General features: G+C 67.5%; 14 protein-coding genes. 13 read left to right on the top strand and 1 reads right to left on the bottom strand.

What is annotated here, in order from left to right:
* Position 1 precedes the first annotated feature (1 nt).
* The 12 genes from ABZ293_RS23385 to ABZ293_RS23330 all read left to right on the top strand — a co-directional run bounded on the left by ABZ293_RS23385 (position 2) and on the right by ABZ293_RS23330 (position 21,980).
* The gene (locus tag ABZ293_RS23385; protein WP_355183767.1) at positions 2–13,735 is read left to right on the top strand and encodes a sigma-70 family RNA polymerase sigma factor; all 13,734 of its coding nucleotides are present in this window, start codon (positions 2–4) and stop codon (positions 13,733–13,735) included.
* A gap of 313 nt (positions 13,736–14,048) precedes the next feature.
* The gene (locus ABZ293_RS23380) at positions 14,049–15,866 is read left to right on the top strand and encodes a hypothetical protein (protein ID WP_355183765.1); all 1,818 of its coding nucleotides are present in this window, start codon (positions 14,049–14,051) and stop codon (positions 15,864–15,866) included.
* A complete protein-coding gene (locus ABZ293_RS23375; protein ID WP_355183763.1) occupies positions 15,863–16,648 on the top strand; it encodes an ESX secretion-associated protein EspG in 786 nt (261 codons plus the stop codon). The genes ABZ293_RS23380 and ABZ293_RS23375 overlap by 4 nt, the downstream gene beginning before the upstream one ends.
* Positions 16,649–16,681: 33 nt before the next feature.
* Positions 16,682–17,023, top strand: coding sequence for a hypothetical protein (locus tag ABZ293_RS23370; protein ID WP_355183761.1), 342 nt, complete (start codon positions 16,682–16,684; stop codon positions 17,021–17,023).
* Positions 17,024–17,054: 31 nt separating this feature from the next.
* Positions 17,055–17,354, top strand: coding sequence for a YbaB/EbfC family nucleoid-associated protein (locus tag ABZ293_RS23365; RefSeq protein ID WP_355183759.1), 300 nt, complete (start codon positions 17,055–17,057; stop codon positions 17,352–17,354).
* Positions 17,355–17,489: 135 nt separating this feature from the next.
* Positions 17,490–17,801 carry a type VII secretion target gene (locus ABZ293_RS23360; protein ID WP_355183757.1) on the top strand — a complete coding sequence of 104 codons (312 nt, stop codon included), beginning with the start codon at positions 17,490–17,492 and terminating at the stop codon, positions 17,799–17,801.
* A gap of 2 nt (positions 17,802–17,803) precedes the next feature.
* Entirely contained in the window at positions 17,804–19,096 is a 1,293-nt protein-coding gene (locus ABZ293_RS23355) for a hypothetical protein (RefSeq protein WP_355183755.1), read from the top strand.
* Between the two features lie 17 nt (positions 19,097–19,113).
* A complete protein-coding gene (locus ABZ293_RS23350; RefSeq protein ID WP_354951844.1) occupies positions 19,114–19,446 on the top strand; it encodes a PE family protein in 333 nt (110 codons plus the stop codon).
* 29 nt (positions 19,447–19,475) lie between these two features.
* Entirely contained in the window at positions 19,476–20,468 is a 993-nt protein-coding gene (locus tag ABZ293_RS23345; protein WP_355183753.1) for a PPE domain-containing protein, read from the top strand.
* Positions 20,465–21,271, top strand: a complete 807-nt coding sequence (locus ABZ293_RS23340) for an ESX secretion-associated protein EspG (protein WP_355183751.1) — start codon at positions 20,465–20,467, stop codon at positions 21,269–21,271. Before ABZ293_RS23345 ends, ABZ293_RS23340 begins: the two co-directional genes overlap by 4 nt.
* Positions 21,272–21,338: 67 nt before the next feature.
* Positions 21,339–21,641 (top strand): WXG100 family type VII secretion target, encoded by a 303-nt coding sequence (locus tag ABZ293_RS23335; RefSeq protein ID WP_355183749.1) that lies wholly within the window; start codon positions 21,339–21,341, stop codon positions 21,639–21,641.
* Between the two features lie 48 nt (positions 21,642–21,689).
* On the top strand, positions 21,690–21,980 hold the full coding sequence (locus ABZ293_RS23330; RefSeq protein WP_355183747.1) for a hypothetical protein: 291 nt from the start codon (positions 21,690–21,692) through the stop codon (positions 21,978–21,980).
* A gap of 97 nt (positions 21,981–22,077) precedes the next feature.
* On the opposite strand, the gene eccE is transcribed toward ABZ293_RS23330, so the two are convergent.
* On the bottom strand, positions 22,078–23,811 hold the full coding sequence (gene eccE / locus ABZ293_RS23325) for a type VII secretion protein EccE (protein ID WP_355183745.1): 1,734 nt from the start codon (positions 23,809–23,811) through the stop codon (positions 22,078–22,080).
* A 225-nt stretch (positions 23,812–24,036) separates the two neighbouring features.
* On the opposite strand from eccE, the gene eccB reads away from it, so the two are divergent.
* The gene (eccB, locus tag ABZ293_RS23320; RefSeq protein ID WP_355183743.1) at positions 24,037–25,542 is read left to right on the top strand and encodes a type VII secretion protein EccB; all 1,506 of its coding nucleotides are present in this window, start codon (positions 24,037–24,039) and stop codon (positions 25,540–25,542) included.
* Positions 25,543–25,581 lie beyond the last annotated feature (39 nt).

Raw genomic sequence — 25,581 nt, 5'->3', positions numbered from 1 at the left:
GATGTTCATCGATATCACTCCGCTGTGGAGCTGGATTCCGAGTTGGATTCTCACTGCGCTGAATTTCGGCATGACGTATCCGAACGGCCACGTGACGCCCATGCACGATCTCAGCGAGGTCTGGAAATGGGCCGCGGAGGAAATGCGGAAGCTCGAGCACGAGTTGAAGGCCGCCACCGATGCCGCACTGAAACATTACGAGGGCGGCGACGGCTCCGCCGAGATGAAGAAGGAGTTCGACAAGCAGTTCACCGGTGACAATTCGGTGCCGAATGTGGCTGCAGGACTGGAGAATCTCGGCGACTACACCCACGACGGCATGAAGGGCCTCTACCAGGACCAGATGTGGTCGGCGCTATTCGCCGGAATGACGGCCTATTCGGCCATCGCTTTGATCGTGGAGCTGTGGCCCTTCGGTATGGGGGCCGCATCGGTGGAGTTGGTGATCTCCCGGGAAGTCCTCGCCCTGGGCGAGCGGGAGGCGGCCGAACTCGCGGCGGAGGAGGCGGCGAAGGCAGGTCTGCGGAATCTGCTGAAGCCCTATCTCAAGAAGATCGGCTTGCAGATGGATAAGTGGGCCGGTGATTCGCTGGCCCGCAAGGCCGCGGTCGGCGGTGCGCGCCTGGCCGGGGCCGGGGCCAAGGCCGGTATGCACGGTGCCATGGCCGATCTCGGGATCCAGTTCATCTCCGATCCGGGCGGCCCGATCGATTGGGGACAGGTCGGGACCAGTGCGCTGACCTGGGGTGCGGGCGGGATGGCCGGACGGGCGGCTGGCCTCGGTCTATCCAAGGGGCTGGGCAAGGCGGTGTCATCGGACCTCGGACAGCGGATGGCGGCCAGTGCCAATCCGGTGGCCAGGGCGGCGGTATCGCCGAGAACCATGGGTCTGGCCACCGGTTTGGTCAGCGGTGCCGCGGGTGCCGTCGGGATGTACGGGGCCATGGCCGCGGTGGACCCCAATGCGAAGTTCAGTCCACAGATGCTCGCCGCGGGTTTCGGCATGGGCGCGCTGGGCGGCGCGCGGATGGGTCGTGCGGAAGTAAGCGGCGCAGGCACGGCATCCCATGCGGCCGATGGTCACACGGGCAAGCCCGCGGTGGTGACCCCGGAGACCAGCGCGGAAGGAAAGAAACTCTTTAGACAGGTCAGCAGACTAACCCATCCCGACACAACCCCGCCTAGTGCGCAGCGTGACGCCATCATCTATGAAGCTACCGACATCAAGGCGCAGGCCAATGCCGGTGAGCGGAATGACCAATACAGCGATCAGCATGTTGCTAGGCTGCGGGAACTGCATCAGCAGGGTGTCGAATTGGCGAGCAGCACCGCTACCAGCGGCCATGGCGGCGGCACCGGCGCGACACCCGCCGAGAGTGCGGCCAGGACGGCAGGTTCGGGAGCACAGTCAACTGGGTCGGGTGCCCATACGCCCACGGAAGGTACTGCCCGAACGGCGGATTCGGGTGCGCGGGCGGCCGGAGCCGGCGACGGCAGTGCGCGCCCGCCTGCGACGCCGGAAAGGCCTGCCGGACAAGGACAGTCGGACCGCGGTGGTGTGCAGCGCGGCGGGACCGGGGCTCCCGAGAAGTCCCGCGCCGGTATCGCCGCCTCCGAGAACACCAGCGGCGATCCGAATCTGGTGGCCGGACAACAGGATAGGGCCGCTGCATCGAATCAGGTCAACGGCGAGGCACGGCACGGCGTCGAGTCCGAGGCCCGTGTCCCGGAGCAGCGGGCGCCCGCAGCATCCGACGACGGTGCGCGTGCTCGGCCCGCGGAACATGGTGATGGCGCGGCCGAACCACGTGTACCGGAACAGCGTCGCCCCGACGTGCCGGTCGGCGATTCGCCCGCACGAAGCGCACCGGACCCGGGTGCTCCGGACGCGCGGGTGGCTGAGCAGAGTGCTCCAGCGGTTTCGGAGCGCCGCGGTGATGATGCCGTCCTCGATGCTTCGCCGCCACGCCCGCCGGACGATCCGGCTCCGCGCCAGGTCGATCCGCAGCCCGGTCGCGTCGATGGCGAATCCGCCGTCGTCTCGACCGAATCCGATGGCAGTCATGCCTACGTCGCCGATCGGCCCGCGATGGCTGAACCGGCTCGGGCGCATCCGGCACCGGTCGGCGGCGAGGAGTCGTTCCGAGTTCCCGAACAGCGCACGACACAGGAATCGGCGGTCAACAGCTGTGTCCCGGAGGCGTTCCGTCATCTCGAACAGGCACAGGGCCCGGTGGCCGATGGGCCAGCGCCGCAGCAGCGGAGTCTGGCCGGGGTGCCGCTGCACGAAGTGCAGCGGGCGATTCCGCTTGGCAAATTCGAGGGATTCGCTCCGGACCGTTCCTCGTCCGGCCATGCGCAGATCGTCGATGCGACGATGCGGGCGGGCAAGGGCGCGAGCGCGCTGATCGCGGAGCAGCGCGCCAAGGTCAATGCGGGCGGTGCGCAGGGGCACGTCTACACGCTGACCTACAAGGGGGACAACCACTTCGAGGTCAATGGCAAGTCCGCGGTCCACACCGAGACCGATGCGCAGGGCCGGGAGTGGTTCATCGCGGCGGATGAGAAGGGTAGACCACTGCCGGGTCACGCGCCGCAATCGCTGGCGGAAGTGGCGGGTGGCGCGACCCGAGCGGATGCGGAGGCCACCGAGGCCGTCATTGTCCGTGCCGGTGAGGTGGTCAGCGGCCTCGGCAACCCGAATGCGCCCCGCTTGTCCGGGGACCTGATGATGGGCGCCACTCCCGAGCCGCGGGCCGAGGTCCGTACGCTGCACGCCGAATATCGCCATGCGGCCACCGAGGAGGCGCGCGCACGTGCCGAATCGACGCGGCTGCGCGAGCAGGCACGACAGGCGCGCGAGGACGGTCTGCACGATCGGGCCCGAGAACTCGACGAGCGGGTGCGGCGGCTGGATGACCGGGCGGATGCGGCCGGGACGCAGGCAGATCTGTTGCGCGCCAGGGTGGTCGAATCCGAACAGGCCAAACTCGCCGTACAACAGGAGGCGGTACAGACCCGGATCCGGGAACTGGACGAGCAGTTGACCGGTGCCATCGGTGACCAGGAGCAGGTACGGCAATTCAGCACCGACCTCGAGCTGATCGACCGCGTCGAGGCCGCCACCCAGGAGCGGGACCGGGTGGACGGTGCCCGGCGGGAACTGCGAAACCAGCTGGAGCCCATCGGGGAACAGTTGGAGACCGGCCGGACCGCCGTGCGGGAACTGGAGGCGCAGGTCCGGGCGGCCGACGCACCGGGCACGGCCTTGACCCCGCTGGAACGCGGCGAACTCGCTCGCGCGACCGGACCCGCGCTGGCCCGTGCCCAGGCCAGAATCGATTGGCTGCAGGGCGTCTACGGCGAACTGGAGCATCGGCACGGCGATCTGGTCCAGCGGCACGATGCGCTGACCGGCGAGATCGAAGCGGCAACGCAGGCGCGCGATCGGGTGGCCGCCACCTTCGACGTGCCGGATCCGCAACAGCTGCATCCGTCCTATCGCGGGGTCCCCTCGCCCGGCACGGAACTGGTGCATTCGCTGCGCGATGCGTTGGACCGCTTGGGCCGGGCCCAGGATGAGGCGGCCCGGCTGGCCGACGGTCAGCTGGGCCTGCGGGCACTCGACGATATGGGGCTGCTGCCGATTTCGGATCGCGTCGGCGTCGCGCCAGCGGCCGAGCCGTCCAGGGCTTTCCCGGATCAGCGCATTGTGGTGGTCGGAACCGATACCTCGCCCGCTGGCTACCGGCAGGCATTACAGACCACCCTGCGGCCCGGTACGGATCTGGAACTGGTGCTGCGCCTGGCCCAGTCGGACAAACTGCCGTTCCAGGTGGAGTTCGTGCGCATCGAGGTGGCCGAGCCGGACGCGCCGGGGCAGGCATTGGCATCGACCACACCGACGGCGCTGGAGAAGTCGGGCGCGTGGCCGGATCCGAAGAAGCATGCGCGGAACTGGGAGAAGACGAAGTGGACCGAGCCGCAGCCGCCGTTCCTGTTCAAGGTGTCGATGATTCCGGTTTTCGACAAGATCATGGCGCCCTTCCACCACTTCGAGCCGGGCGAGGTACCCGCCTTCCTCTTTCCGCAGAATCTGCCCTTCTCGAAGACGGTCTACAACGTGCCCGAGGGCGTGCACACCTTCCAGTCCGATGTGGGCATGGACCTGTTCCACGCGCGGATTCTGAGCCTGGGCATTCTCGATCGGATCCCGGATCATCCGTGGGTTCGTCGGTTCGTGAAGAACCGCCCGTGGATCGGCAACGCGATACTGGGTGCCACCAAGTGGCTGCCCGCCAATACCGCCCACGGCCGGTCGGTGCACGTGCCGCTATCGGTGGATTTCGTGAACAGACATCCGCGGATCGCCTTCGCCTTGGGCAGTGTCGAGCAATGGATCCCCAGTGTGCGCGAGGGCCGGTGGATTCAACTGGTGCCGATGATCCGGGGTACGCGCACGCATGCGTGGTTCGACGATGCGCGGAACGATCCGGCGCTGCGGAAAGATCCGGCACCGCTGCATCGCGCCGATCTGGCGAAGCCAGCGTTCAGTCCGGAGGCGCAGCATCTCGACGGCGGCGTCACCCGTCCCTACACCGGCGAGAGTGTGGAGATCCCCGAATCGCTCGCGCAGCGCTGGCGGGCGAATGAGCAGGCGCGCGAGCGGATTCAGGAATGGACCGATGGCGAGTACGACCGATTCGAGCGCGACCGGGCCGAGGCGGGCGACAGTCTCGTCCATCGGATCGCGGACCAGGCCGCCGCGCATCCCGACCGGTATTCCGGCGGTGATCCGAAACGGTGGGTGCGCGGTAAGAGCAATGAATGGGTCCGGGATCCGGATGGTTCGCTATTGCCCAGACATGCCGACGGCTCGACCTGGTTGCGTGATGCCGAGGGCAATGTCCGGCCGCGCGCGCAGATCGCGGCGGATCTGCAGCGGGCCCGCGACTATCTGATGCGCAATTCGGAGCTGAACCGGATTCCCGACGTGGCGGAACTGTGGAACCGGTTGATCGATGGAAAGCCATTGCGGGAGGACGTGATCGGCCTCGAGGCGGCATTGGTCGAGGCGAACCATCTGGCCGCCCATCCCGAGGCGACCGGGCACGAGGCACATCAGGCGGCGAAGAAGGCCGGATACGACTGGGACAGCAACCGTCCGCAGCTGACCGGCGATCGGGCCGAGCGCAGCCTCCCCGCGAAACTGACCGGTCGCCGACCCCTCAGCGTCGGGGCCACGACCGAGCTCGACCCGTACGCACCGGATCCGGCGCGCACCCGCAGGTTCGGCACGACCCTGTACTACGGTCGGCATTTCGGCGATTTCGGACAGGTGCGCGGGCAGCTCGGCGACATCATGCGCGGCTGGCCCGCGGCCAAGATCGCCCGGGCACAGGCCGAGGTGGCCGAGCTCGCCCATGCGGCGACCAGATCGTATCGCGGTGACCACGGATTGGCGCGCGGCGGCGTCCATGTCTCGGGGCAGGTGAGCGGCGAGCCGGGGCAGCAGCGGCTGGTGATCAAGGTCGAAACCGACGGCGACGGAAGGCAAGTCGGTCTCCGGCGCTACACCCTGGAGGAATCCGACGGCAGCAGCCAGCGGGCTTTGCCGGCGGTGCCGTCCGGTGCGATCGCCGCGGGTGGTGCGGCGGCGGCGCTCGCTGGTTCGGCCGTGAACAATTGTGTGCCGGTGTCGCTGGGGCAGGTCAATGCGGATCAGCGGCGCGAGGACGGTGGCGGTGTCGTCGATGTGCCCGACCATCCGGCAGACGATCCGGCGGGTATGCCGATGCGCGAGGTGCAGCCGCATCTGCGCGGAGCCGAACTGGAAGGCTTTGCCACCGACGCGGATTCGACCGGGCACGGGCGCCTCGCCGAGGGGCTGATACACGCCGAGGGTGCTGGCGAGGGTGCGACGGCCTGGGTGCTCGATCAGCGCACGACGGTGGACGAGCACGGCGTCGGCGCGCATGCGTACGCGGTGACCTATGTCCGGGATAACGGCGACGGCACTTACCTTTTCAAGGTCGACGGTGTCGAGGTCACCTATACCGGACTCGACGACGGTGGCCGGGAATGGTTCGTCACAGCCGATGGCGATCGGATATCGCTGGCCGAGTTGACCAATGGCTCACGCGAGGAAACCGCGGCGACCTGGGCCGCGGTGTGGCGCGACGGACACGTTGTCGAGAATGTCGGCGACCGTACCGTGGCGGCGCCGGAGGGGAATCTGCGCGTCGGCGCATCGGATGAACACAGTGCCGGGCGCGGTCCCGAGGAACCGACCGCCCACAGTCCGCCCGTGGCATCGGGCGAGCACGCTTCGACCGGAGAAGCGGAGTCGCCGCCTCCGCGACGCGCCGAAATCCAACAGTCGCGCAATGACTTCCGGGATGTGTTCACCGCCGAGTCGCGTGCGCGCACCGAGGCGACCCGCCTGCAGGCCGAGGCCGACCTGGCCCGCACCGCCGGTGACCAGCAGCGGGCGCAAGAATTGCAGGACCGGGCGCGCGAGCAGCAAGAGCACGCCGATCAACTGCACAGCCGGGCGAATAGCCTGCGGGTCAGGGGTATTCGGCTGGAGCTGACCGAGCTGGCCGATGCGCGCGAGGCGGTGCAGGAGCACCTCCGGCAACTGGATAACCAGTTGACCGATGCGCTCGGCGGCGCCGACGAGGTCCGCGAGTTCCAGCGCGATGTCGAACAACTCGATCTGCTCGACGGTGCGATCCAGGATCGGGACCGGTCGGACGCGGCTCAGCAACAGGTTCGGGATTTCCTTCGGGTCGCCGAGGAGCAGCGCGATATAGGTCGCGAGGCAGTGCGCGAACTGGACAGTGGCCTGCGCGAGCTCGAATCCGGGCAGCCGGGGACCGAGGTCGTTCCCGCCGACCAGAAGCATGTGCGGAGCGCCGAAAAAGCTCTCGTGCGTGCACAATTCGAACTAGATCGACTCGATGAAGCGCACGCCGATCTGACCCGCCGCCAACAGGAGCTACTCGATCGCCATCCGGCGTTGGTCGAGGCCGTCGACAATGCGACGGATGCGCGCCAGCGGCTCGCCGATCGATTCGGGGCGGCCGATCCGGCGCAGTTGCGCCCCAGCTATCGCGAAGCGTCGCCGAGCAGTCCACCGGCGTTCGTCGCGCTGCGCGACACACTCGCCGCGGTGGACCGGGCGGGTGCCGAACTGACACGGTTCGCCGAACAGCGCGCAAACCTGCTCGCCCTCAATGCCCTCGAGTTGCTACCGATTTCGGATCGCGTCGGGGTGGTGCCCGCGACACGGCCGTCGACCCTGTTTCCGTATGAGCGCATTGTCGTGCTCGGCACGGGCACCTCGCCCGCCGAGTACCGGCAGGCGTTGCAGCAGGCACTGCGGCCGGGTACGGATCTGAATCTGGTGCTCGGACTGGCGAAGTCGGCGACACTGCCACTTGATGTGCAGTTCATTCGGGTCGTTGTCGACGAGCACGGACGATTCCAGGAGGTCCAGCGGCTGCCCTCGACGGATGCGGGTGCGGTCGAGAAGTCCGGCAGCAAGGCCAGGTATCCGGCGAAGTGGACCGATCCGCAGCCGCCGTTCCTGTTCAAGGTGTCGATGATCCCGGTATTCGACGAAATCATGGCGCCCTTTCACGATTTCGCGCCGGGAGAATATCCGGAATTCATATTTCCGGAGAACCTGCCGTTCTCGAAGACCGTATTCTCCGTCCCGGAAGGCGTGGACGCGTGGCAGTCCCCGGTGGGTATGGATCTGTTCCACGTGCGGATTCTGAGCCTGGGCATTCTCGACCGGATTCCGACCCATCCGTGGGTGCACAATCTCATCCAGAATCGGCCGTGGATCGGCCGCGCCATATTGAGCGCCACCAAGTGGTTGCCCGCCAATACCGCACACGGCAAATCGGTACAGGTGCCATTGTCGGCCGATTTCGTGCGGCGGCATCCGCGCATCGCGTTCGCGCTGGACGGTGTCACGAAGTGGATTCCGGCGGTGCGCGGCGGGCGCTGGATCCATCTTGTTCCGGTGATCCGGGGCACCCGCACGCACGCGTGGTTCGATGACGCGCAACCCGATCCACAGCCGCTACACCGCCGTGAGATCGCGACCCCGCCGCCCGGCACGGCCTCCGGCCATCTCGACGGCAGCGTGCAGCGTCCCTACACCGGCGAGAGCGTGGATATCGCCGAGTCGCTGCGGGAACGCTGGCGGGCGAATGAGCAGGCGCGCGAACGGATTCAGGAATGGACCGAGGGCGAGTACGACCGGTTCGAGCGCAATCGGGTGGACGAGCACGACAGTTTTGTGCATCGGATCGCCGAGCAGGCCGCCCAACATCCCGATCGCTATTCCGGCGGTGATCCGAAGCGTTGGGTGCGCGGTAAGGGCAAGGAATGGGTGCGGGATCCGGATGGTGCGCTGCTGCCGCGGCATTCCGATGGTTCGACCTGGTTGCGTGATGCCGGCGGCAATGTGCGGCCGGAGCCGGAGATCGTCGCGAATCTGCGAACGGTTCGCGACCATTTGATGCGGAATTCGGAGTTGAACCGGATTGCCGACGTTGCCGAAATGTGGCACCGGCTGATCAACGGGAAACCGCTGCGGGAGGACATAATCGGGCTAGAGGCGGCACTGGCCGAAGGCCAGCATCTGGCCAGCCATCCCGAGGCCACCTCCGAGCAGGCGCACCAGGTGGCGAAGAAGGCCGGATACGACTGGGACGCCAACCGCCCGCAGCTGACCGGAGATCGCGCCGAACGCAGCCTGTGGGGCAAGCTGACCGGCCGTCGCCCGCTCACCGTCGGCTTCACTCCCGAACTGAATCCGCACGCGCCCGGCGCCGGGCTGACCCGCCGCTTCGGCACCACCCTGTACTACGGCCGCCAAGGCCACTCCCACATCACCGGGCAACTCCGCGAAATCATGCACGGCTGGCCGGAGGGCAAGATCGCCGAGGCGCAAACGGAGGTCCGGCGACTCACCAAGCAAGCCACCCAATCCCACACCGGTGACCATGGTCTGGCCCGCGGCGGCGTCCACGTCTCCGCGAAGGTCACCGGCAACCCCGGCCACCAAACCCTCGACGTCACCATCGAAAGCAATGGCGACGGCCAGCTCCCGACCATCCACTACACCCTCGACCAGGGCGACACCGCCATCGAGCGGGGTCCCGGCGGCAACCGCCCTGCCCTACCGGAGCCGCCCAAGGGTCCGCTGCCCGAGCCGCCCGGTCCGACTGTGGAACTGCCGGGGTCGCCCCCGGTTCCGGAGTTGCCGGAGTCGTCGGCTGTACAGGTTCCCGAGTCACCGTCGGCTGCTGAGGCTTCCGAATCGCCGGGTGCACCGACTGGGGAACTGGCGGCCTCAGGTGCATCCGCACCCGAGCGCTCTGCTGGGGTACCCGAGTCGCCGCCCTCGGCCGGGGCATCGTCGGCTGGCTCGTCGTCGGCTCGAGAGGTGCCTGAGTCGGCCTCGGCCGCACAGGCTTCCGAAGCGCCTGCCGCACCAACTGGGGAACCCCCGGCCTCGGGTGCATCCGTACCCGAGTCGACGGTGGTACCGGAGGAATCCGGTTCCGCGGGTACACCGGGCCATTCGGCGGTGGCGCAGCATCCTGGTTCGGGTGGGTCCGGCTCTCCTGCAACGCGGACTTCATCGGGCTGGACGCAGGGCGCGACCCGCGAGCATGTGCCCACGAGCGCGAACGTGGCTACCCGGCTCGTCGACTACGGCCGCGAAATCGCCACCGCGGCACGCGAAACCGCGGCCACGCTGGATCAGGTCTGTGAGCCGTTGCGACAACTCGGGATACCCGATCCCGAGCGGCTGACCCCAGCGCAGATGACCGATGCCGCGCTGCAGGAGCGGTACCGCCGCATTGCGGTCGCCGACGCCGCCGCGAACCGCAACCCGACCACACCCGAGGAGATGGTCGAGTACTTCACCGAACGCGATCGCACCCAGCAGCAGGTCACCGCGGCGCGGACGCTGTCGGCGGAGCTCGACCGGCGCATGCCCGCACATGCGCGCGCCCTCGAGCACGAAGCACGGGTTCGGCACGAGGCAGCGACCGTCGCCGCACGTGACGTCCTCGATGTCGTGGGTGGGGATCGCCACGGTGACGCCGTTGCGGTGGTCTATGGCAATCCCACCCGGATAGTGGTGGCCTCGCCGTCCGCCGCACCGGATCACATTGTCGGTGCCGATCTGCGCCGCGCCTGGGCCGCACAGGGTGTCGACGTCCAGTTCGAGCATGTCACGGTCGACGAATCCGGCCGCGTCTCCGTCACCGATCTGCACCCGCCGCACGCACTCCAGCCCGGGGTGAACAACTGCGTTCCGGAGTCGCTGGGACAGGTCAATGCCGACCAGCGCGGCCCCGTGGTGGGCGTGCCCGATCCACAGCCGGGCAATCTCAGCGGACGGTCGATCGATGAGATCCGCCCGCATCTGAACGGGGCGCAGCTCGAGGGCTTCCGCACCGATGCCGCGGCCACCGGACACGGGCGCATCGCCGAAGGTCTGATCCATGCCGAGGGCGCCGGTCCCGGTGCCACGGCGTGGGTGGTCGAGCAGCGTGCCACCGTCGACGAGCACGGCGTCGGCGCGCATGCCTACACTCTGACCTACGTGCGCGACAATGGCGACGGCACATGGACTTTCACTCTCGACGGCGTTGAGGTCACCTACCACGGCCTGGACGCACAGGGCCGGGAATCGTTCACCGGTCGCGATGGCCGCCGGGTATCGCTGCCGGAGCTGGCCGGTGGTTCCCGAGCCGAAGTCGTCGACACCTGGGCCGCAGTCTGGCGTGACGGACAGGTTGTCGAAAATGTCGGCGACCGGACCGCGACACCGCCCGACGGCGGCCTGCGGGTCGGCCAGACCACGCCCGGTGCGGAATCCGGTCGCAGCCCCGACCGACCGGCGGCACACGATCCTCCCGAAGCACCGGATACCGAACCTGGACGCCACTCGGAGTTGGTCGTACCTGCCGCGGACCAGGTCGCACCCGATGCCGCCGCGCAGACCGAGTCGAGCGCCGAGCTGACCGATGCCTTGACCCGAACCGCGACGGACAGTCCGACGGTGCGGCGCTCGCTGCTCGGAGAGCCCGGCACCCGAACCGAGCGGGTGGAGGTGACCGATCAGAGCCGCGATCTGCCCGTACGCAACGATCCGGATGCGCCGACCGAGTCCCGCGCCACCGAACTGCTCGACGAGAAGTCCGGAGCCTGGGGCTTCCGTTTGCACAGCGATGGGACGAGAACGAGGTGGTTCGAACTCTTCGAATCGGCCGGATCCCATGATGCGCAGCCGCATCCCGAGCCGATCGTGGACCTGACCCTGCCGCGCGGTGCCGTCGAAGAGGGGGTGGGCGATGCGCGTCGTGCCGTCGTCGACGTACTCACCGATTGGCCGGAGGGAAAGCGCGAGGATGTGCGGCTCCTGGTTTCCGAGCTGGTCACCAATGTGGCCAGATATGCGCCGGAAGGCGATGCGCGCCTGCGAATTTGGCTGGATGACACGAATCTGAGGGGGGCCGTCGACGATGCCAGCCACGGGCTGCCGAAGCGGCAGCAGGAGAGCGAGTTCGACACCTTCGACGTCGACGCACTGGAGATCGATCTGGATGCGTGGGAATCAGGTTCGCTGGAGATCGGCACGCACGGTCGCGGCCTCGGATTGCTCGACGAAACGACTGCGGTATGGGGCGTCGATCTGCACCGAGCGGGCGGAAAGAGTGTGTGGTTCGAGGTCGAGAAGCCGCCGTCCGGTGGATCGGACGTCGAAGCCGTCGCGACCGCCGACCCGGTTCCGGCTGACCGGGTTCCGACTGACCCCTCTCCTGCCGACCCGGCTACTGCCGACCCCTCTCCTGCCGACCTGGCTACTGCCGACCTGGCTACTGCCGACCCGGTTGCGACTGACCCGGCTCCTGCCTTGCTCGGGAACCTGCTTCCCGAAGCCGAATTGCACACCGCCGAGATCGTCGGTCACGACCCGACCGCGTCGCTACTGCCCGAAGAGCGCGCGGTACTGCTGAGCGAGAAGACCGCCGATGTCCGGGTGCGTGAGGCCACCAATGGCCGGACGGCGGCACGTCGTGCGCTGCAGAGTCTCGGCATTCCGGAGACGCCGATCCTGCGCGGCCCCAAGGGGGAACCGCTGTGGCCAGCAGGAGTTGTCGGCGCCATCACCCACAAGGAGGGCTACTACGCCGCGGTGGTCGCGGATGCGGCGCACATCCGGTCGATCGGCATCGATGCCGAAGACAACGGCCCGATGTCCGAAGGGGCGATGCGCATCGCCGCCCGACCCGAGGAGCAGGTGTGGCTGGCGGAAGTCGGCCGGCACGGCGGCGTGCACTGGGATCGAGTGTTGTTCTCTGCCAAAGAGAGTGTCTACAAGGCGTGGTACCAGCTAACCGGTCGCTCGAAGATCGGCTTCCGCGACGCACTGCTCACCTTCGACATCGACGCGGGCACCTTCCACGCTCAGCTGTTCGTCGACGGCACGGCGATATCCGGTCCACCGGTCACCGAGATGTCGGGCCGTTTCGTCGTACGTGACGACCGAATCCTCACCGCCGCACCAGTTCCGCACGAGGACGGGCACCGTCCGGACATCCAGCATCGGAGAGTGCCCGCGCAGCGCGGACCGACACCGGACATGACAACCGCGCAGGATCCGACCCGACACGAAGCCGATCGACCGGACGGCGCGGTGTCGGATCGGGACGGTGGTTCGGCGGATAGGGACCGCGGGGTGCCGGATCGGGACGGCAGGGTGTCCGACGGGGACCGCAGGGTAGCGGAGCGCGACGGCTCGGCGCCGGATCGACACCGCAGGCTGGCGGACGGGGACCGGATACCGCCTGAGCATGACCACAGGGTGCCGGAACAATATGCCCGAAACCGCGCGGATCCCGCGATCGACCGCACCGACGCCGAACTCATCGCCGCCGTCCGCGCCGGTGAAACAACCGCCTACGGTGACCTTTTCGAACGCCACGCCGGGGCGGCGCGCACCCAGGCACGCCGTCTCGTCCACTCCCCGGCCGACGTCGAAGATGTGGTGTCCGAAGCGTTCACCAAGGTATTGGACGTCATACGAAAGGGCGGCGGACCCGATAGCTCCTTCCGCGCCTATCTGCTGACCACGCTGCGCAACACGGTGTACAGCGGTCCGCTCCACGCCGATCGCCGGTTGGTGTTCACCGACGATATGACCCAGGTCGACCCCGGCGAACCCTTCGTCGATACCGCCGTGGGGCAGTTGGAAGAGTCGATGGCGGCCATGGCATTCGACACCCTGCAAGAACGCCAGCGAAACGCGCTGTGGCAAACCGAGGTCGAGGGTATCCAGGCACGCGATGCGGCGCCGTCGTTCGGTCTCGCCCCGAATGCTTTCAGCCAGTTGTCTTCTCGGGCTCGTGAGGCACTGCGGCAGGCCTACCTGCAAATGCATATCAGCGAGGCCCCCAGCGAATCCTGCCGCCCAACGGTCGAACGCCTCGGCGCATGGGCCCGCAACGGGTTGGGCAAGCGGGCCGATGCCCAGGTCCAGGCTCATCTCGAAGACTGCGCACACTGCCGCGATATCGCCACCCAGATAGCCGAGGTGAATAGCAGTCTGGGCGGTCGAACCCGAACCCTGCCCACCGGCCCGACCGGTGACGGCTCAACTGAACACCGCCTCCCAGACCAATCGGAGGGCAAATGACACCGATTCTTTACCGCCCCTTAGGGCGATCGGCTCCCGATCGTCCGCCGCGGCCGATCGCGCGAGTTACGCTGCGCCACAGTGGGCATAGACGTCGAGATTTCGTAAAGGACCGGCCTGCGAACCGTCGGGTCGAGATAGCCTTCGACGTTGCTGTCGATACCGAAGAGCGCAAGGACGTTTCATGATGAGGACACCGGCTGTTCACGCACGTCATGGGATGATCGGAGTCGTGTTTGCGTGGATGAGGGGCGACGCGAGTCGGGTGTGGGGAGCGCGTCGAGGCAGCATCGAGCGGGACAGGAGTTGACCGATGGCACCGACTGATGACAAGCCCAATGCGTGGCAGCTCTCCGGAGACGACATCGGCAAGGATTCAGAGCATCTGACGGTGAAGCAGAAGAGTCTGCAGACGCTGGCGGGGTACGCCATCGACCTGTACGAGGTCTTCAACACCATCGAGGGTTGGACCCATTTCGTGGAGAATGTCGACGGGTTCGGAAATCTGCCGTCCGGCATCGCGTTACAGGGCAAGTTCCAACGTGCGGGTCGCGATCTGAAGGATCGTGCCAAGAGCCACCAAACCCTGCTCGAGGATCTGGCGCAGCAGTTCATTACCGCGGGCAAGCTGTACACCGCTGCCGAGGAGGCGAATACCTCCGGATTCGATCGGCTCCGGAATACTCGCTCGGCCGAGCGGCATGGCACGTGGAGCCTGCCCGCCGCCGGATCGACGAAGATTCCGGAATGGGGCGGGAAGACCGGACGGACCGATAAATATGGTGGGCCGCCCGCCGACCTGAAGGCGTACGCCAACGAAAAGGACGGCCGCGACAAGACACCGGTCCGTGCCGAGCCATCCAGCATCCTGGACTATCCGACCGCTTTCAGCTGGCACAAATCCATGAACGACAGCCTGAACCACACCGCAGATGCGTCCGGTTACTGGCAATCGATGGCGGAACAACTGGTGGCGCCCGCTACGAATCTGGGCAACCAGATGACCACGATGCAGACCTCGGGCGATTGGAAAAGCGATGCCGCGCTCAAGGCGGCCGGTGCGGTCCAGGCCTATGCGTCCGGCGTTCAGAACATGGTCGACGGCATGAAGACGATCGCACGGAATCTCTTGGACACCTCGGGTTGGCTGTATGCGCTGGTGGCGAATACGCCCATTATTCCGCCGGATCAGGTCGGAACCCAGTACGGGCGGGAACAGGTCGACCTGGCCCAGCGGATCTTCCGGGACTGGTACGTACCCGGGCTCGACGCATCCAGCGATGCGATTCCGTTGATGGTGGAGCCGGTGAGCCCGGTGGTGCAGCCGACAGCGCCGCCACCGCCGGAAAGGAAGCAGAACACCGGGCCCGGCGGGGGTGGCGGCGGTACCGGTGGCGGCGGTACCGGTGGCGGTGGATCCTCGGCCGCCCAGTCGCGGGCGGCGCAGCAGGCGCTCGCCGCGCAGCGCCAGGCCAGCGAGCAGGCCCAGAAGACGGCAGCCGACCAACAACGGCAGCTCGAAGCACAGCGGCAGCAGGCGCAGCAGGAGGCCGCGCAGCGCCAGGTCCAACAGGAACAGGCTGCTGCGCAACAGCGCGCGCAGCAAGCCGCGCAGCAGGCGGCCGATCAGGCGAAACAGGCTGCGGACCAAGGTTTGCAGGGTGCCAAGCAGGCGATGGATCAGGCGTCGCAGGCCGCGCAGCAAGCAGCCGCCTCGGCGGCCAAGGACATGCAGTCCGCCGGTCTGGCCGGTCTGCCTTCGGCGCTATCGGGTTTGGGCAAGGATGCGCTCAAGGCGGGCAGCGGCGGTGCGGGTGCGGGCAAGGGCGGCGGTATCGGTGGCGGTGCGGGCGGCGGTGCTGGCGCCAGCCTTTCGCCCAACAGCCTGCAGAATTCGAAGCTGTTCCCGCGCGCGGTCGCCGATGCGGCCGGGGTCGCGGCGGCGAGCCGGGCCGGCATTGCCAGCGCGGGCCAGCCGGGCTCGCCCGGAGGTATGGGCCCCGCGGGTCACGGCGCCGGGCACGGGCAGAACAAGGAGCACAAGCGCGCCTCCTACCTCGACTCGGTCGAGCACATCGAGGACGCGCTCGGCGACGCGCCGGTCGTCGTCAAACCCGTTGTCGAGCAATGAATCGCACCTGGAACTTCACCGATCTGGAATTCATCGCCCAGTGGGAGGCGCTGAAGCAGGACTACCTGCCGGAGCCGTTCGTGTATACCTGTCGCACCTGGGTGAACGAGGACTACATCCGGGAACAGCAGGATGCGTTGGCGCGGCTGCGGCACTCCGGCGATCGGTCGTTCGACGGTGTGCTGGAGGTGCTGGCCTTCCCGGATCTACGCATCGTCGCGGAGGGCTACGACCCCGCAGACCAGTGGAATCCGAACGTTCAGGTCCGGCTGCACGGCGTCCGGCGTGGTGACCGCGGTTACGTCTTCGCCGAGCTGTCCGGCGAAACATATTGGCATTCTGGTGGTTTCACCGTCACCGAATGCGATGCCGTCGATCTGGCCGGTGCGATCGTGCGTGCGCTGCCTGCGGTCGAGCCGGGACGACGTGCCGATGTGGTGCTGTCAACCCAGGACCAGGGTGATGGCCTGGACTACTCGCTCGGCCGGTCCGCGGTGCACGATTCCTTCGACGATTCGATCGCCGATCGCTCCGCGGAATTCCTGGTGCTGCCGATATCGCGCATCGGAACGATCGATGTGATCCAGGGGCGTTCGCGTTTCGGTCCGCGTGGGATCACGCGGCATCGGTTGCAATGGCGCGACCTGCGTGACGACGGCCGCTATGCGATCGATGACCAGACCCCGCCGGTCGCGCGCGCCATCGACGCGAAACACCTGACGGCGCTGATCAATACGCGCGTCGCGGAGGTGGTCCGCGCGATCAAGGATGAGCGGGTCTGACCCGCACCGGCTTCGGTGATTCGGAGGTACACCGTGAATGATCAGCAGCAGGATCCGATCGAATGGACCGCGGCCTCCCGCAGCGGCACGATCTCGGTGCGCACCACCGAACAGGGCCTGCCACTTGGTATTTCGATCGAGCCCGCCGAATTGAAGCGGGATCCGCAGGGTTTGGCTGCGGAGGTATTGCGGCTGTGCAAGCAGGCGGCCAACCGGGCCGGGATGGCGCGCAGGGCGGAGTTGGCTGCGGCCGGGGTGCCCGCCGACATGCTGGCGCTGACCGGTTTGCCGACCGCGGAAGACGTGGCGCGCCAAGAGTTTGCCGAGGAGCAGGAGTACGAGACCGAGCCGGACAGTTGGTTGCGCGAGGTGTAGTAGTCCCCGTTGTGCGAGAGGAGCTTTCAGCATGTACGAGACCATGGACGAACTGATGGCCAGCGTGCAGCGGCGGCTGTACCGGATTCGGGATCTGACCGACGATATGGCCGGGGTGCGCGGCCGGGAAACCGCGCCGGACGGCTCCATCACGGTCGAGGTCGACGGCAACGGTGCGCTGCTGGATCTGCAGTTCTCCCAAGCTGTTTCGACGATGACGCCAGCCGAGTTCGAGTCGACATTGGTGGCGACTGCAGCCGCCGCGGTGCGGCGCGCCTTCGAACGCCGTAGCGAACTGGTCACCGCGTTCAACGAGGAAGTTGCCGGCTAGACACCCGACGTTCATTCCGTCCCCGTAGAACTTTTGTCAAGAACCTTAAGTTTGTGCAAATTTGCTTTCAGGCATTGCAGCCTGATTGATAGGTTCTATGAGTCGGTCAATTGCATTACTGGATCGGGGAATACGATGAGCGATGTCGTAGCAACACCTGATGCGATTCGCGCGTACGGGGACGCGGCGGTAGCGATGGCAACCGGGGTGGCAACCGCAGGAGCGTTCGATCAGGTGGCAACCGTTGCGGCGGCCGCGCCGGTCTTCGGTTTGATCGGCCAGGACTTCCTGATGGCCTTCGCCTACGCACAGGCCAATCACGTGAGTTCGGTGTTCGAATTGGCCGGTGTGCACGCGGGTACCGCGCTGACCGCGCACCAGGGCGCCGCGGCGTACGAGGCGGCCGAGGCGGCATCCGGCGCCGAATTCGGCGCTGCTGGCGTTTGATAATGAACGCGCCGCTCGATCCGTCGATCGTCGACCTGCTGCGTGGCAGTGCTCTTGCGCCGCTGGTGGATCGCCCGGTCAACGACATTCTGCAGGATATGGGCCTCGGGCCGCTGCCTGACCTGTCCGGCCTGCCGCCGCTGCCGCAAATGCCACCGTTGCCGGTGCTCGATCTGGCCGCGCTGGCCCGGCCGCTCACCGATATGGCAAGCGGATTCGGCACCGGAACGCTCGGCGCGAGCGCGGGCGGTGGACCCGATCCGACCAAGGTGCTCTCCGATACCGCTCAGGCCGCGCAGACCGCGATCCAGCTCGGCACCCAGGCACTGCAGACCGTGATGTCGCTGTGGCAGGGCCTGGCCGCCATGCAGGCGGCGAACAAGGCCGGGCAGGCGGCGGAGAACGGCGCGGAACTGGCCACCCAGAGCGGACATGAGAAGGCGACGCTGGTCGGCGGCGCGACCTCGGTGGCGACCGGTGGCGCATTGCTCGCGGCCGTCATTGCCAAGTACATGGCCACGGTCACCGCGGCCTCGCCGTGGCTGGCCACCGGTGGTGGCCAAGCGTTCATCGCGGCGGCGACGGTGGAGGCGATCACCGAGGGCGTCGCGGTGGTGACCAAGACGCGGATCGAAATGACCGCGCATTCGGCGAATATGACCGCGGCGGGCAAGAAGGTCAAGGTCACCGACGCGCCCAAGGGCGTCGACTCGATGCAGCAGGTGATGCAGCTGCTCACCCCGCTGATGACCATGGCGCAGACCGGCGCGCAGACGCTCACCCAGGTGGCGACCCAGAGCGCGACACAGGCCCAGAAACTGCAGGCCGACACCATCGCGAAACAAGAACAGGAACGCGAGGCCAAGGAGCGCGAAGAGGCCGAGCGCACCGGCGGTGGCGGCGGCGTGGGCGGCGGCGGTGGTGTCGGTGTCGGCGGAATCGGCGCGGCACCGATTGCCACGCCACTGAGTCCGTGGACCGGTCCGCGCGCCGCCGGACTCAGCGGTGTCGCCGGCTTCGGTGCATCCGGAAGTGGTTCCGCCGCAGTCGAACCCGCCGCCGCGGTGCGCGGCACGGCAGGGGCCCCGGGCAGCCCGGGCATGATGCCCTACGGCGGGGCTGGTGCGGCCGGTGCGCGCGGGGCCGGGGATGCGGGCGGCGATATGCCGACCTTCCTGGTCAATGCCGAACACGGTGAAGAGGTCGTCGGTCCGATCGAAGGGGTCTCGCTGCCGGTGGTCGGCGCGGCCGAACAAATTTCGGAGCCACCACCCGATAAAGAACTCACCCTCTAACGGTTCAGGAGGTTGCCATGGCAAGCGGCGGTACGGATTTCAATGGTGTGCTGTTCGATCCGGTGGCGGCCCGCGACGCCGCCGCCCGGCTGGACGGACTGGCGGCCCGGTTGGAGGCGGAGTTGCGAGAGGGCTCGCCCGCGCTGACGGTGCCGCCCGCGGGTACCGACGAGGTGTCGGTGCGCGCGGCACAGACGATGAGCAATGTCGCGGACTCCTACGGCCAGAGCGCGGTCGCCGGAATCGTGGAATTGCGCAAGCTGGCCGCGACACTGCGCTCGCAGGCCGCGCAGTTCGGTCGCGCCGAGCACGACAGCGTCGCCGACTTCGGCATCCCCGGCGCAGCCTGAGACAACATCGAAAACGACACGGAGCAACAATGATCGAACCACCGCAGCCCGGTTTCACCGGTGTGGTCTGGGACGCGCGCGAGCCGGATCGGCTGGCGCGGGAACTGTCCACCGGTCCCGGCGCGGTACCGATGGCCGAGGCCGGTGCCGCGTGGACCCGGTTGGCCGCCGGTTTCGGTACGGCGGTTGCCGAATACGAACTGATCGTCGCGTCGATGCGCGGCGCATGGCAGTCCACCACGAGTGGCCCGGTGCTGGACCGGATCTCGATGCTGCGCGACTGGCTCGCCGATGCCGCGACGGCCGCTGGCAATAACGCGGTGCGCGCCGAAACTCAGGCAGCCGCCTATGAATTGGCCCGGCTGACCATGCCGCACAGCGCCGAGATCGCGGCCATCCAGGCCGTGCAGCGCATGCTCGAATCGATCGGCGGCGCACTCGGCGCACCGATCAAGGCCGTGGCGGCGAGTGCTGATACCGACGCCGATATGGCAAAGGCCGCCGCCTCGCGCGTGATGCAGACCTACGAGGCGGCGACCGAACCCCTTGCGACACCGTGGATTCAGCAGGAACCGCCGGTGATCGCGTCGCCCGCGGCACTGGCGGCCGAGGAGGCGAGCACGACGGTCTCCGCGGAGTCGGCCATATCCGGCATGCCCGCAATGCCTGCCGTCACGCCGGGCATGTTCATGCCGGGCGGGGTCGGTGCCATCGCGGCGTCCGCGAAACTACAGCCCTATCGCGCGCCGGTTCTCACCGAAGCTCCCCAACCGGTGGAAATGACGACACCGCAACCGGTTTCGACAGCCACCACCGCGAGTTCCAGTGCACTGCCCATGGTTCCGGGAGCGATGGGGGCGGCCGGGTCGGGCGAGGACGAGGAGTACGCACCGCGCGCGAGTGCGGTGACCGGCGACACCATCGGCGCCGACCTCGGAATCGTCTCCGCCCCGGCCGTACTCGGCGCGCCGGAAGCGCCCGCCACGGCGACCGGCCGGACGGTCTCGGGAGGTGCCGGATGACCACCATGACCAACGACGGCCTGCTCGCGGTCGCCGAACGGCTCGGCGTGCAAACCCTACCGCTGGTGCTATCGGTTGGGCCGCAACAGGAGTCGATCGACGAATGGACCAGGGCGCAGCGCCGCGCGCGGACCGAACTGGTCGGCGCCGGCGTACTCGATGCCGAGGGCGATGTCGCACCCGAACTGGCCGACGCCATGTTCACGCTGGCCCAGCCCGATCGAGAGCTGGTGGCCCGGATCTACCGCACCGCGCCCGATGCAACGCCCGCGGTGACTCGAATCTGCCTGGCCCGCCGTGGCGAACAGCATGCCGTCGCGGTGCGTACCGGCGACACCTTCGACGTGCGCACCATATGGGCGGACGGATCGGGTCAGGCGCTGATGCGGCCGCTGGTCGACGCGCTCGGCCCGGCGACGCCCGCGGAGGTTGTCAATTTCAGTGCGTTGTCGAGCGAACTGAGCGAGCGGCTCGCGGCGGCACAGACCTCCGCGGATTACGCGGACGCGGTCTATGCCCTCGGTGTCGCCGATCGCGACGCCACCGCCTATGGGCTCGCCTTCGCCGCCTGCCACTGCTTCGCCGAGATCGTGGCCTATGCCCATCTCGACGGCACGACCACCCGGCCGCCCGGCGCGGTCGCGGTCTATGACACCGGACGCGGTCGCATTGTGGCCGCGCCCGGTATTGCTGCGGATCAGCAGGTCTGGTCCACGGTGACACCGGGCACCGATCACCGTATCGCGCAAGCGATTTCGGCATTGATCGAATCTCTGCCCGGGGGAAGGTGGCTTCCGCAGTAAACCTTCCGGCGATGTCACCCGACATCGTTTCCGGGCATTGGAATCACTACAGGAGAGGGTGTCCACGATGAGTGGTGAAGGTGTACACGTAGACGAGCCGACCGCGAAGAAGGCCGAGGAGTTCATGGCCGCGGCGGTCGACAACATGCAGCGCACGCTGAAGAAGATCGACGACGAGGTCGCCGCGGCGACCCACTGGGAAGGCGATGCGAAGACGGCGTTCGTCGCGGCCTCCACCAACTGGGCCCAGCACTCTCAGGAGTTGCACAAGAAGCTCAACGCCATTACCGAGCAGGTCGGTCACGGTACCCAGCAGTACATCCAGATGGAGCAGGAGAACCAAGAGGGGTTCCAGCACATCAGCCTGTAATCGACTGGGCCAGAACAACAATCAGTCTTCGAATCGGAGGAACTCATCATGACGATGGCATACGCCAAGGGCCCGATGACGGCTCTGTTCAACGACCTGGTCACGCTGCACGGCGATCTGGTCAAGTACGGCAGCGATATGGAGGACGCCGGCGGCGTGCTCAAGGTGGCGTGGGAGGGCAACGTGGCCCACTCCAGCTTCAAGACGGTCTACGATGCCTGGCACAGCGAGTACGGCGACACGCTGACCTCGCTCAACAATGTCGCGGCGGCCGTGGAGAACTCGCTGCACCGCGCGCTGGGCACCGACGGCAAGATCGGTGACGGCTTCGGAGCCTGAGCCCGCTCGAAAGGCAAAAGCCAGCCATCCGGCCGGTCCGCCAGCGCTGTGCTCGCGGGACCGGCCGGATTCCGTTCGGGGTCATCTGGATTCGCGGTTACCGTGCCGCGGTGAGGGATTCGCCGATGTAGCGCATTTCGTCGGGGGTGGTCACCATATTGACCGTCGCACTCGCCGTCGAGGTTCGCACCGTGATCAGGTTGGGAGCCGAAATATCCTGTACCAGAACGATATCGGCATCGAACTGGCCATCGGGCTGCTCGGGCGCACGGACGTGCACGATGGTCGCGCCACCGGTCAGCGCGGTGGGTGCGATGCCATCGAACACCACGACGGTTGCGGTGGGAATGGGCCCGCCGCCCGGCTGCGGTGGCAGGCTGTGCTGTACCGCGCCGGCGAATCGCGGTGCGAGAGAAAGCGAATGCGGTGCACCGACATTCGCGACCATGGACTGCCAGGCCTCGGGCCGGTCGGTGTGCACAACGGTGTGCGCGCCGAGGGCGATCGCGCGCAGGATCACCTGCTGGGCCAGATCCAGCCGCCCGATGACCTCGAGATGGCGGGTGCCGTCGCCGATCAGCGGCACCGCGATGCCCTGACCGAGATCGTCGGCGCCGATCAGCTGACCGCATCCGGCGGTGGGTACCGCGATGCCGTCGAGCGCGGCGAGTGGGCCGCGGTAGTCGCCCGCGCTGTCGCCTTCGCGGCGGGCGGTGCGGGCGGGCAGGCTGTCCAGCAGGGCGCGGAACTGTTCACCCGACAGGGTGCGCAGTCCGGGCACCGGCGGCTCGCCCGGTTCGGCGACGGTATCGAAGCGAACCAGTGCACCCAGCGTGATCGGCGGGGAGGTGGGCTCGCGCCCATCGCCGGGCCGTCGCGCACCGGGCCGCAGGCGCACGGTCACCGTGGTGGTCAGGCTCGGGGTGGCCCAGATATCGGCGAAGCCGCGCGATCCGATGAGCTCCGGGCCGATCTCGTAGCTGGTGAGGTGAATGCCCTGGTGCACCAGCGACTTCGGGGTTTCGGCGAAGGCGTCCAATGCGATGCCGCGGGTGAGTTGACGCACCGCGCTGTTCATTTCGGTGGCGGTCAGCACCGATATCGAGATATCGCGGGCGGCCAGTCGATTGGCCACCCGGCGGGTCGCGATGATCGCGGTGCGCAGCGCGCCGGCCCCGCCACCGCCGCGATTGCCGACGGCCTCGGCATTGGCGAGCGGATCCAGCCGCAGCACCAGCCAGACCGTGCGATGCGCGATGGCGGGCAGCGGGCCGAGGATGCGGTCGTAGAGCTGGGCCACCGGGCCGCCGCCCGCGGTCCGCGCGCCGGTGCTGATCACATCGATGGAGGCCAGGTTGATATCGAATTGACTGAGGCAGCGCCCGATTTCGGTGAGCGGAAGCACCTGGTCGGTGGACAGCGAGCCGCGCCGCAGCAGGGTGAGCGCATCCGGCGGCGGGTCGATGCGCAGCATGGTGAGCAGCAGGTTGCCATCCCAGCGCACGCCGTAACTGCCGCCCTCGGGCAGCGGTACGTCGAAGGCGGCCTGGCCGGCATCGGCGGGGCCGGGCCGGGTGCGCCGCCACCGGAATGCGATCGCCCGCGCCAGCATTCCAGCGATATTGCGTGGCTCACGTCGCCGCACCGGTACCGCGCCGACAATGAGGACGATCGCGCCGACGGCGATGACGGCCGCGCTCGGCGCATGGCAGGCGGCGGCGATCCAGGCCACGGTCGCGGCGAACAGTGCGAGCGGAATCATGCGTCGCAAAGGGATTTGGCGCAGCAGCCAGAATTCCGGATCACGCAGCGTTGTGTGCGTTGCGTTCACGGAGTTTTCGTTTCCGGTTTCTTTACGGTTCTTCGCTCCGGAGTCGGTATCGCGTTTGTTCACAGCCCCGTCCACGATAATCGGACCAGTATTGCGATAACACTACCGCGCCACCTGTTTGTTCGTTGGCGCAGTGACGGTTTGCTGAATTGTCGCTGGATTGACATGGGCGCGCCGAACGATACTGTAAATATCCTGTTCCTTCCGTAGTCCGATGGAGACCATGTGCCTGCACAGCTGACCACCAAGGCTCAGGTCAACGGCTACCGTTTTCTGCTGCGACGGCTCGATCACGCGCTGGTGCGCCGCGATATCCGGATGCTGCACGACCCCATGCGATCTCAGCTGCGTTCGATGCTCGTCGGCGCGGTGCTCGGCCTGCTCGTGGTGGCCGGCGCTGCCATCTTGGCGTTCCTGCGCCCACAGGGCGCGATCGGCGACGCGAATATCGTGATCGGCAAGGACAGCGGTGCCCTGTATGTGGTGGTGGCCGATTCCGAGGACAAGAAGGACGACAAGCGCCTGCATCCGGTGCTCAACCTGGCCTCGGCCCGACTGATCACCGGGAGCAACGAATCTCCCAAATCGGTGAAGGACGCAAAACTTTCGTCACTGCCGCGCGGCCCGATGCTCGGCATTCCCGGCGCGCCCGCGGCACTGCCGGGTTCGAAGCAGGGCGGTCGTTCGGACTGGTCGCTGTGCGAGACGGTGCAGCTCTCGGTCACCGGCAGCGCGGCCGCGGCCACCGGCGTCGAAACCACGATCTTCGCGGGCAAACCCCAACTGGACGAACGTGTTCGGACCCTCGGACCCTCGGATGCACTGCTGGTCAAGCGCAATGACAAGACCTATCTGATCTACGACGGCAAACGCGCGGAGGTCGACCCGGCCAACTCGGTGCTGGCCCGTTCGCTGAATCTGGCCGGACTCAAGTCGCGGCCGGTCGGCACCGGCCTGCTGGATGCGGCGATCGCGGTTCCGCCGCTGGCCGTACCGGATATTCCGCAGGCCGGACAGCCCGGTCCGGCAAAGCTTTCCGATGTGCCGGTCGGCGGTGTCATCGCCGTCGGCGGTATGGGCCGCAACGATCAGTCCCAGCTGTACCTGGTACTCGCCGACGGCGTGCAGCCGATCACCGATTTCGCCGCACAGGTCATCCGCACCGCGAATTCCCAGGGCATGCGCGAGATCAAGGCGGAGCCGCCGGACGTGCTGACGAATATGCCGGTGCTGCACCGACTCGCCCTCGACCATTTCCCGGCGAACACCCCGAAGATCTTGTCCGCTGAGGATGCCCCGGTCACCTGTCTGAGCTGGGCGAAGGGACGCGGGCCCGATAACGAGGCGAACGAAAGTCCCACCGACCGTGCCGTGGTCGGCCTGCTCGCGGGCAACCGGGTGCCGCTGCGCGGTGCGGCCGAGCCGGTGAGCCTGGCAACCTCCGATGGGACCGGAGATCGGGTCGATGCCGCCTACATCCCACCGGCATCGGGTGAGTTCGTGCAGGTAACCGGAACGGAACCGGGCAGTCTGCGTCGCGGTGGCCTGTTCTATGTGGCGGATAACGGAATCCGCTACGGCATCCCGGACGTTGCGACCGCGAAGGTGCTCGGCCTGAGCGATGACCCCCGGCTGGCCCCCTGGTCGATCATCGGCCAACTGGTGCCGGGACCGACGCTGTCCAAGAACGACGCGCTGGTCAAGCACGACATCCTGCCCGTCGGAAACTGATCGCGGTCCGGGTATTCCAGGCCCCGGCTATGCCCGCCG

Origin of the sequence: Nocardia sp. NPDC005998 (genome assembly GCF_040614395.1) — a bacterium.
In the GTDB taxonomy this organism is placed as follows: Bacteria; Actinomycetota; Actinomycetes; order Mycobacteriales; family Mycobacteriaceae; genus Nocardia.
This window is presented reverse-complemented; position numbering and strand designations above follow the sequence as displayed.

Coding starts and splice junctions, on each gene's coding strand:
- ABZ293_RS23380 (WP_355183765.1), top strand. CDS start 14,049: ATGGCACCGACTGATGACAAGCCCAATGCGTGGCAGCTCTCCGGAGAC.
- ABZ293_RS23340 (WP_355183751.1), top strand. CDS start 20,465: ATGACCACCATGACCAACGACGGCCTGCTCGCGGTCGCCGAACGGCTC.
- ABZ293_RS23385 (WP_355183767.1), top strand. CDS start 2: ATGTTCATCGATATCACTCCGCTGTGGAGCTGGATTCCGAGTTGGATT.
- ABZ293_RS23355 (WP_355183755.1), top strand. CDS start 17,804: ATGAACGCGCCGCTCGATCCGTCGATCGTCGACCTGCTGCGTGGCAGT.
- ABZ293_RS23375 (WP_355183763.1), top strand. CDS start 15,863: ATGAATCGCACCTGGAACTTCACCGATCTGGAATTCATCGCCCAGTGG.
- ABZ293_RS23350 (WP_354951844.1), top strand. CDS start 19,114: ATGGCAAGCGGCGGTACGGATTTCAATGGTGTGCTGTTCGATCCGGTG.
- ABZ293_RS23365 (WP_355183759.1), top strand. CDS start 17,055: ATGTACGAGACCATGGACGAACTGATGGCCAGCGTGCAGCGGCGGCTG.
- ABZ293_RS23345 (WP_355183753.1), top strand. CDS start 19,476: ATGATCGAACCACCGCAGCCCGGTTTCACCGGTGTGGTCTGGGACGCG.
- ABZ293_RS23335 (WP_355183749.1), top strand. CDS start 21,339: ATGAGTGGTGAAGGTGTACACGTAGACGAGCCGACCGCGAAGAAGGCC.
- ABZ293_RS23330 (WP_355183747.1), top strand. CDS start 21,690: ATGACGATGGCATACGCCAAGGGCCCGATGACGGCTCTGTTCAACGAC.
- ABZ293_RS23360 (WP_355183757.1), top strand. CDS start 17,490: ATGAGCGATGTCGTAGCAACACCTGATGCGATTCGCGCGTACGGGGAC.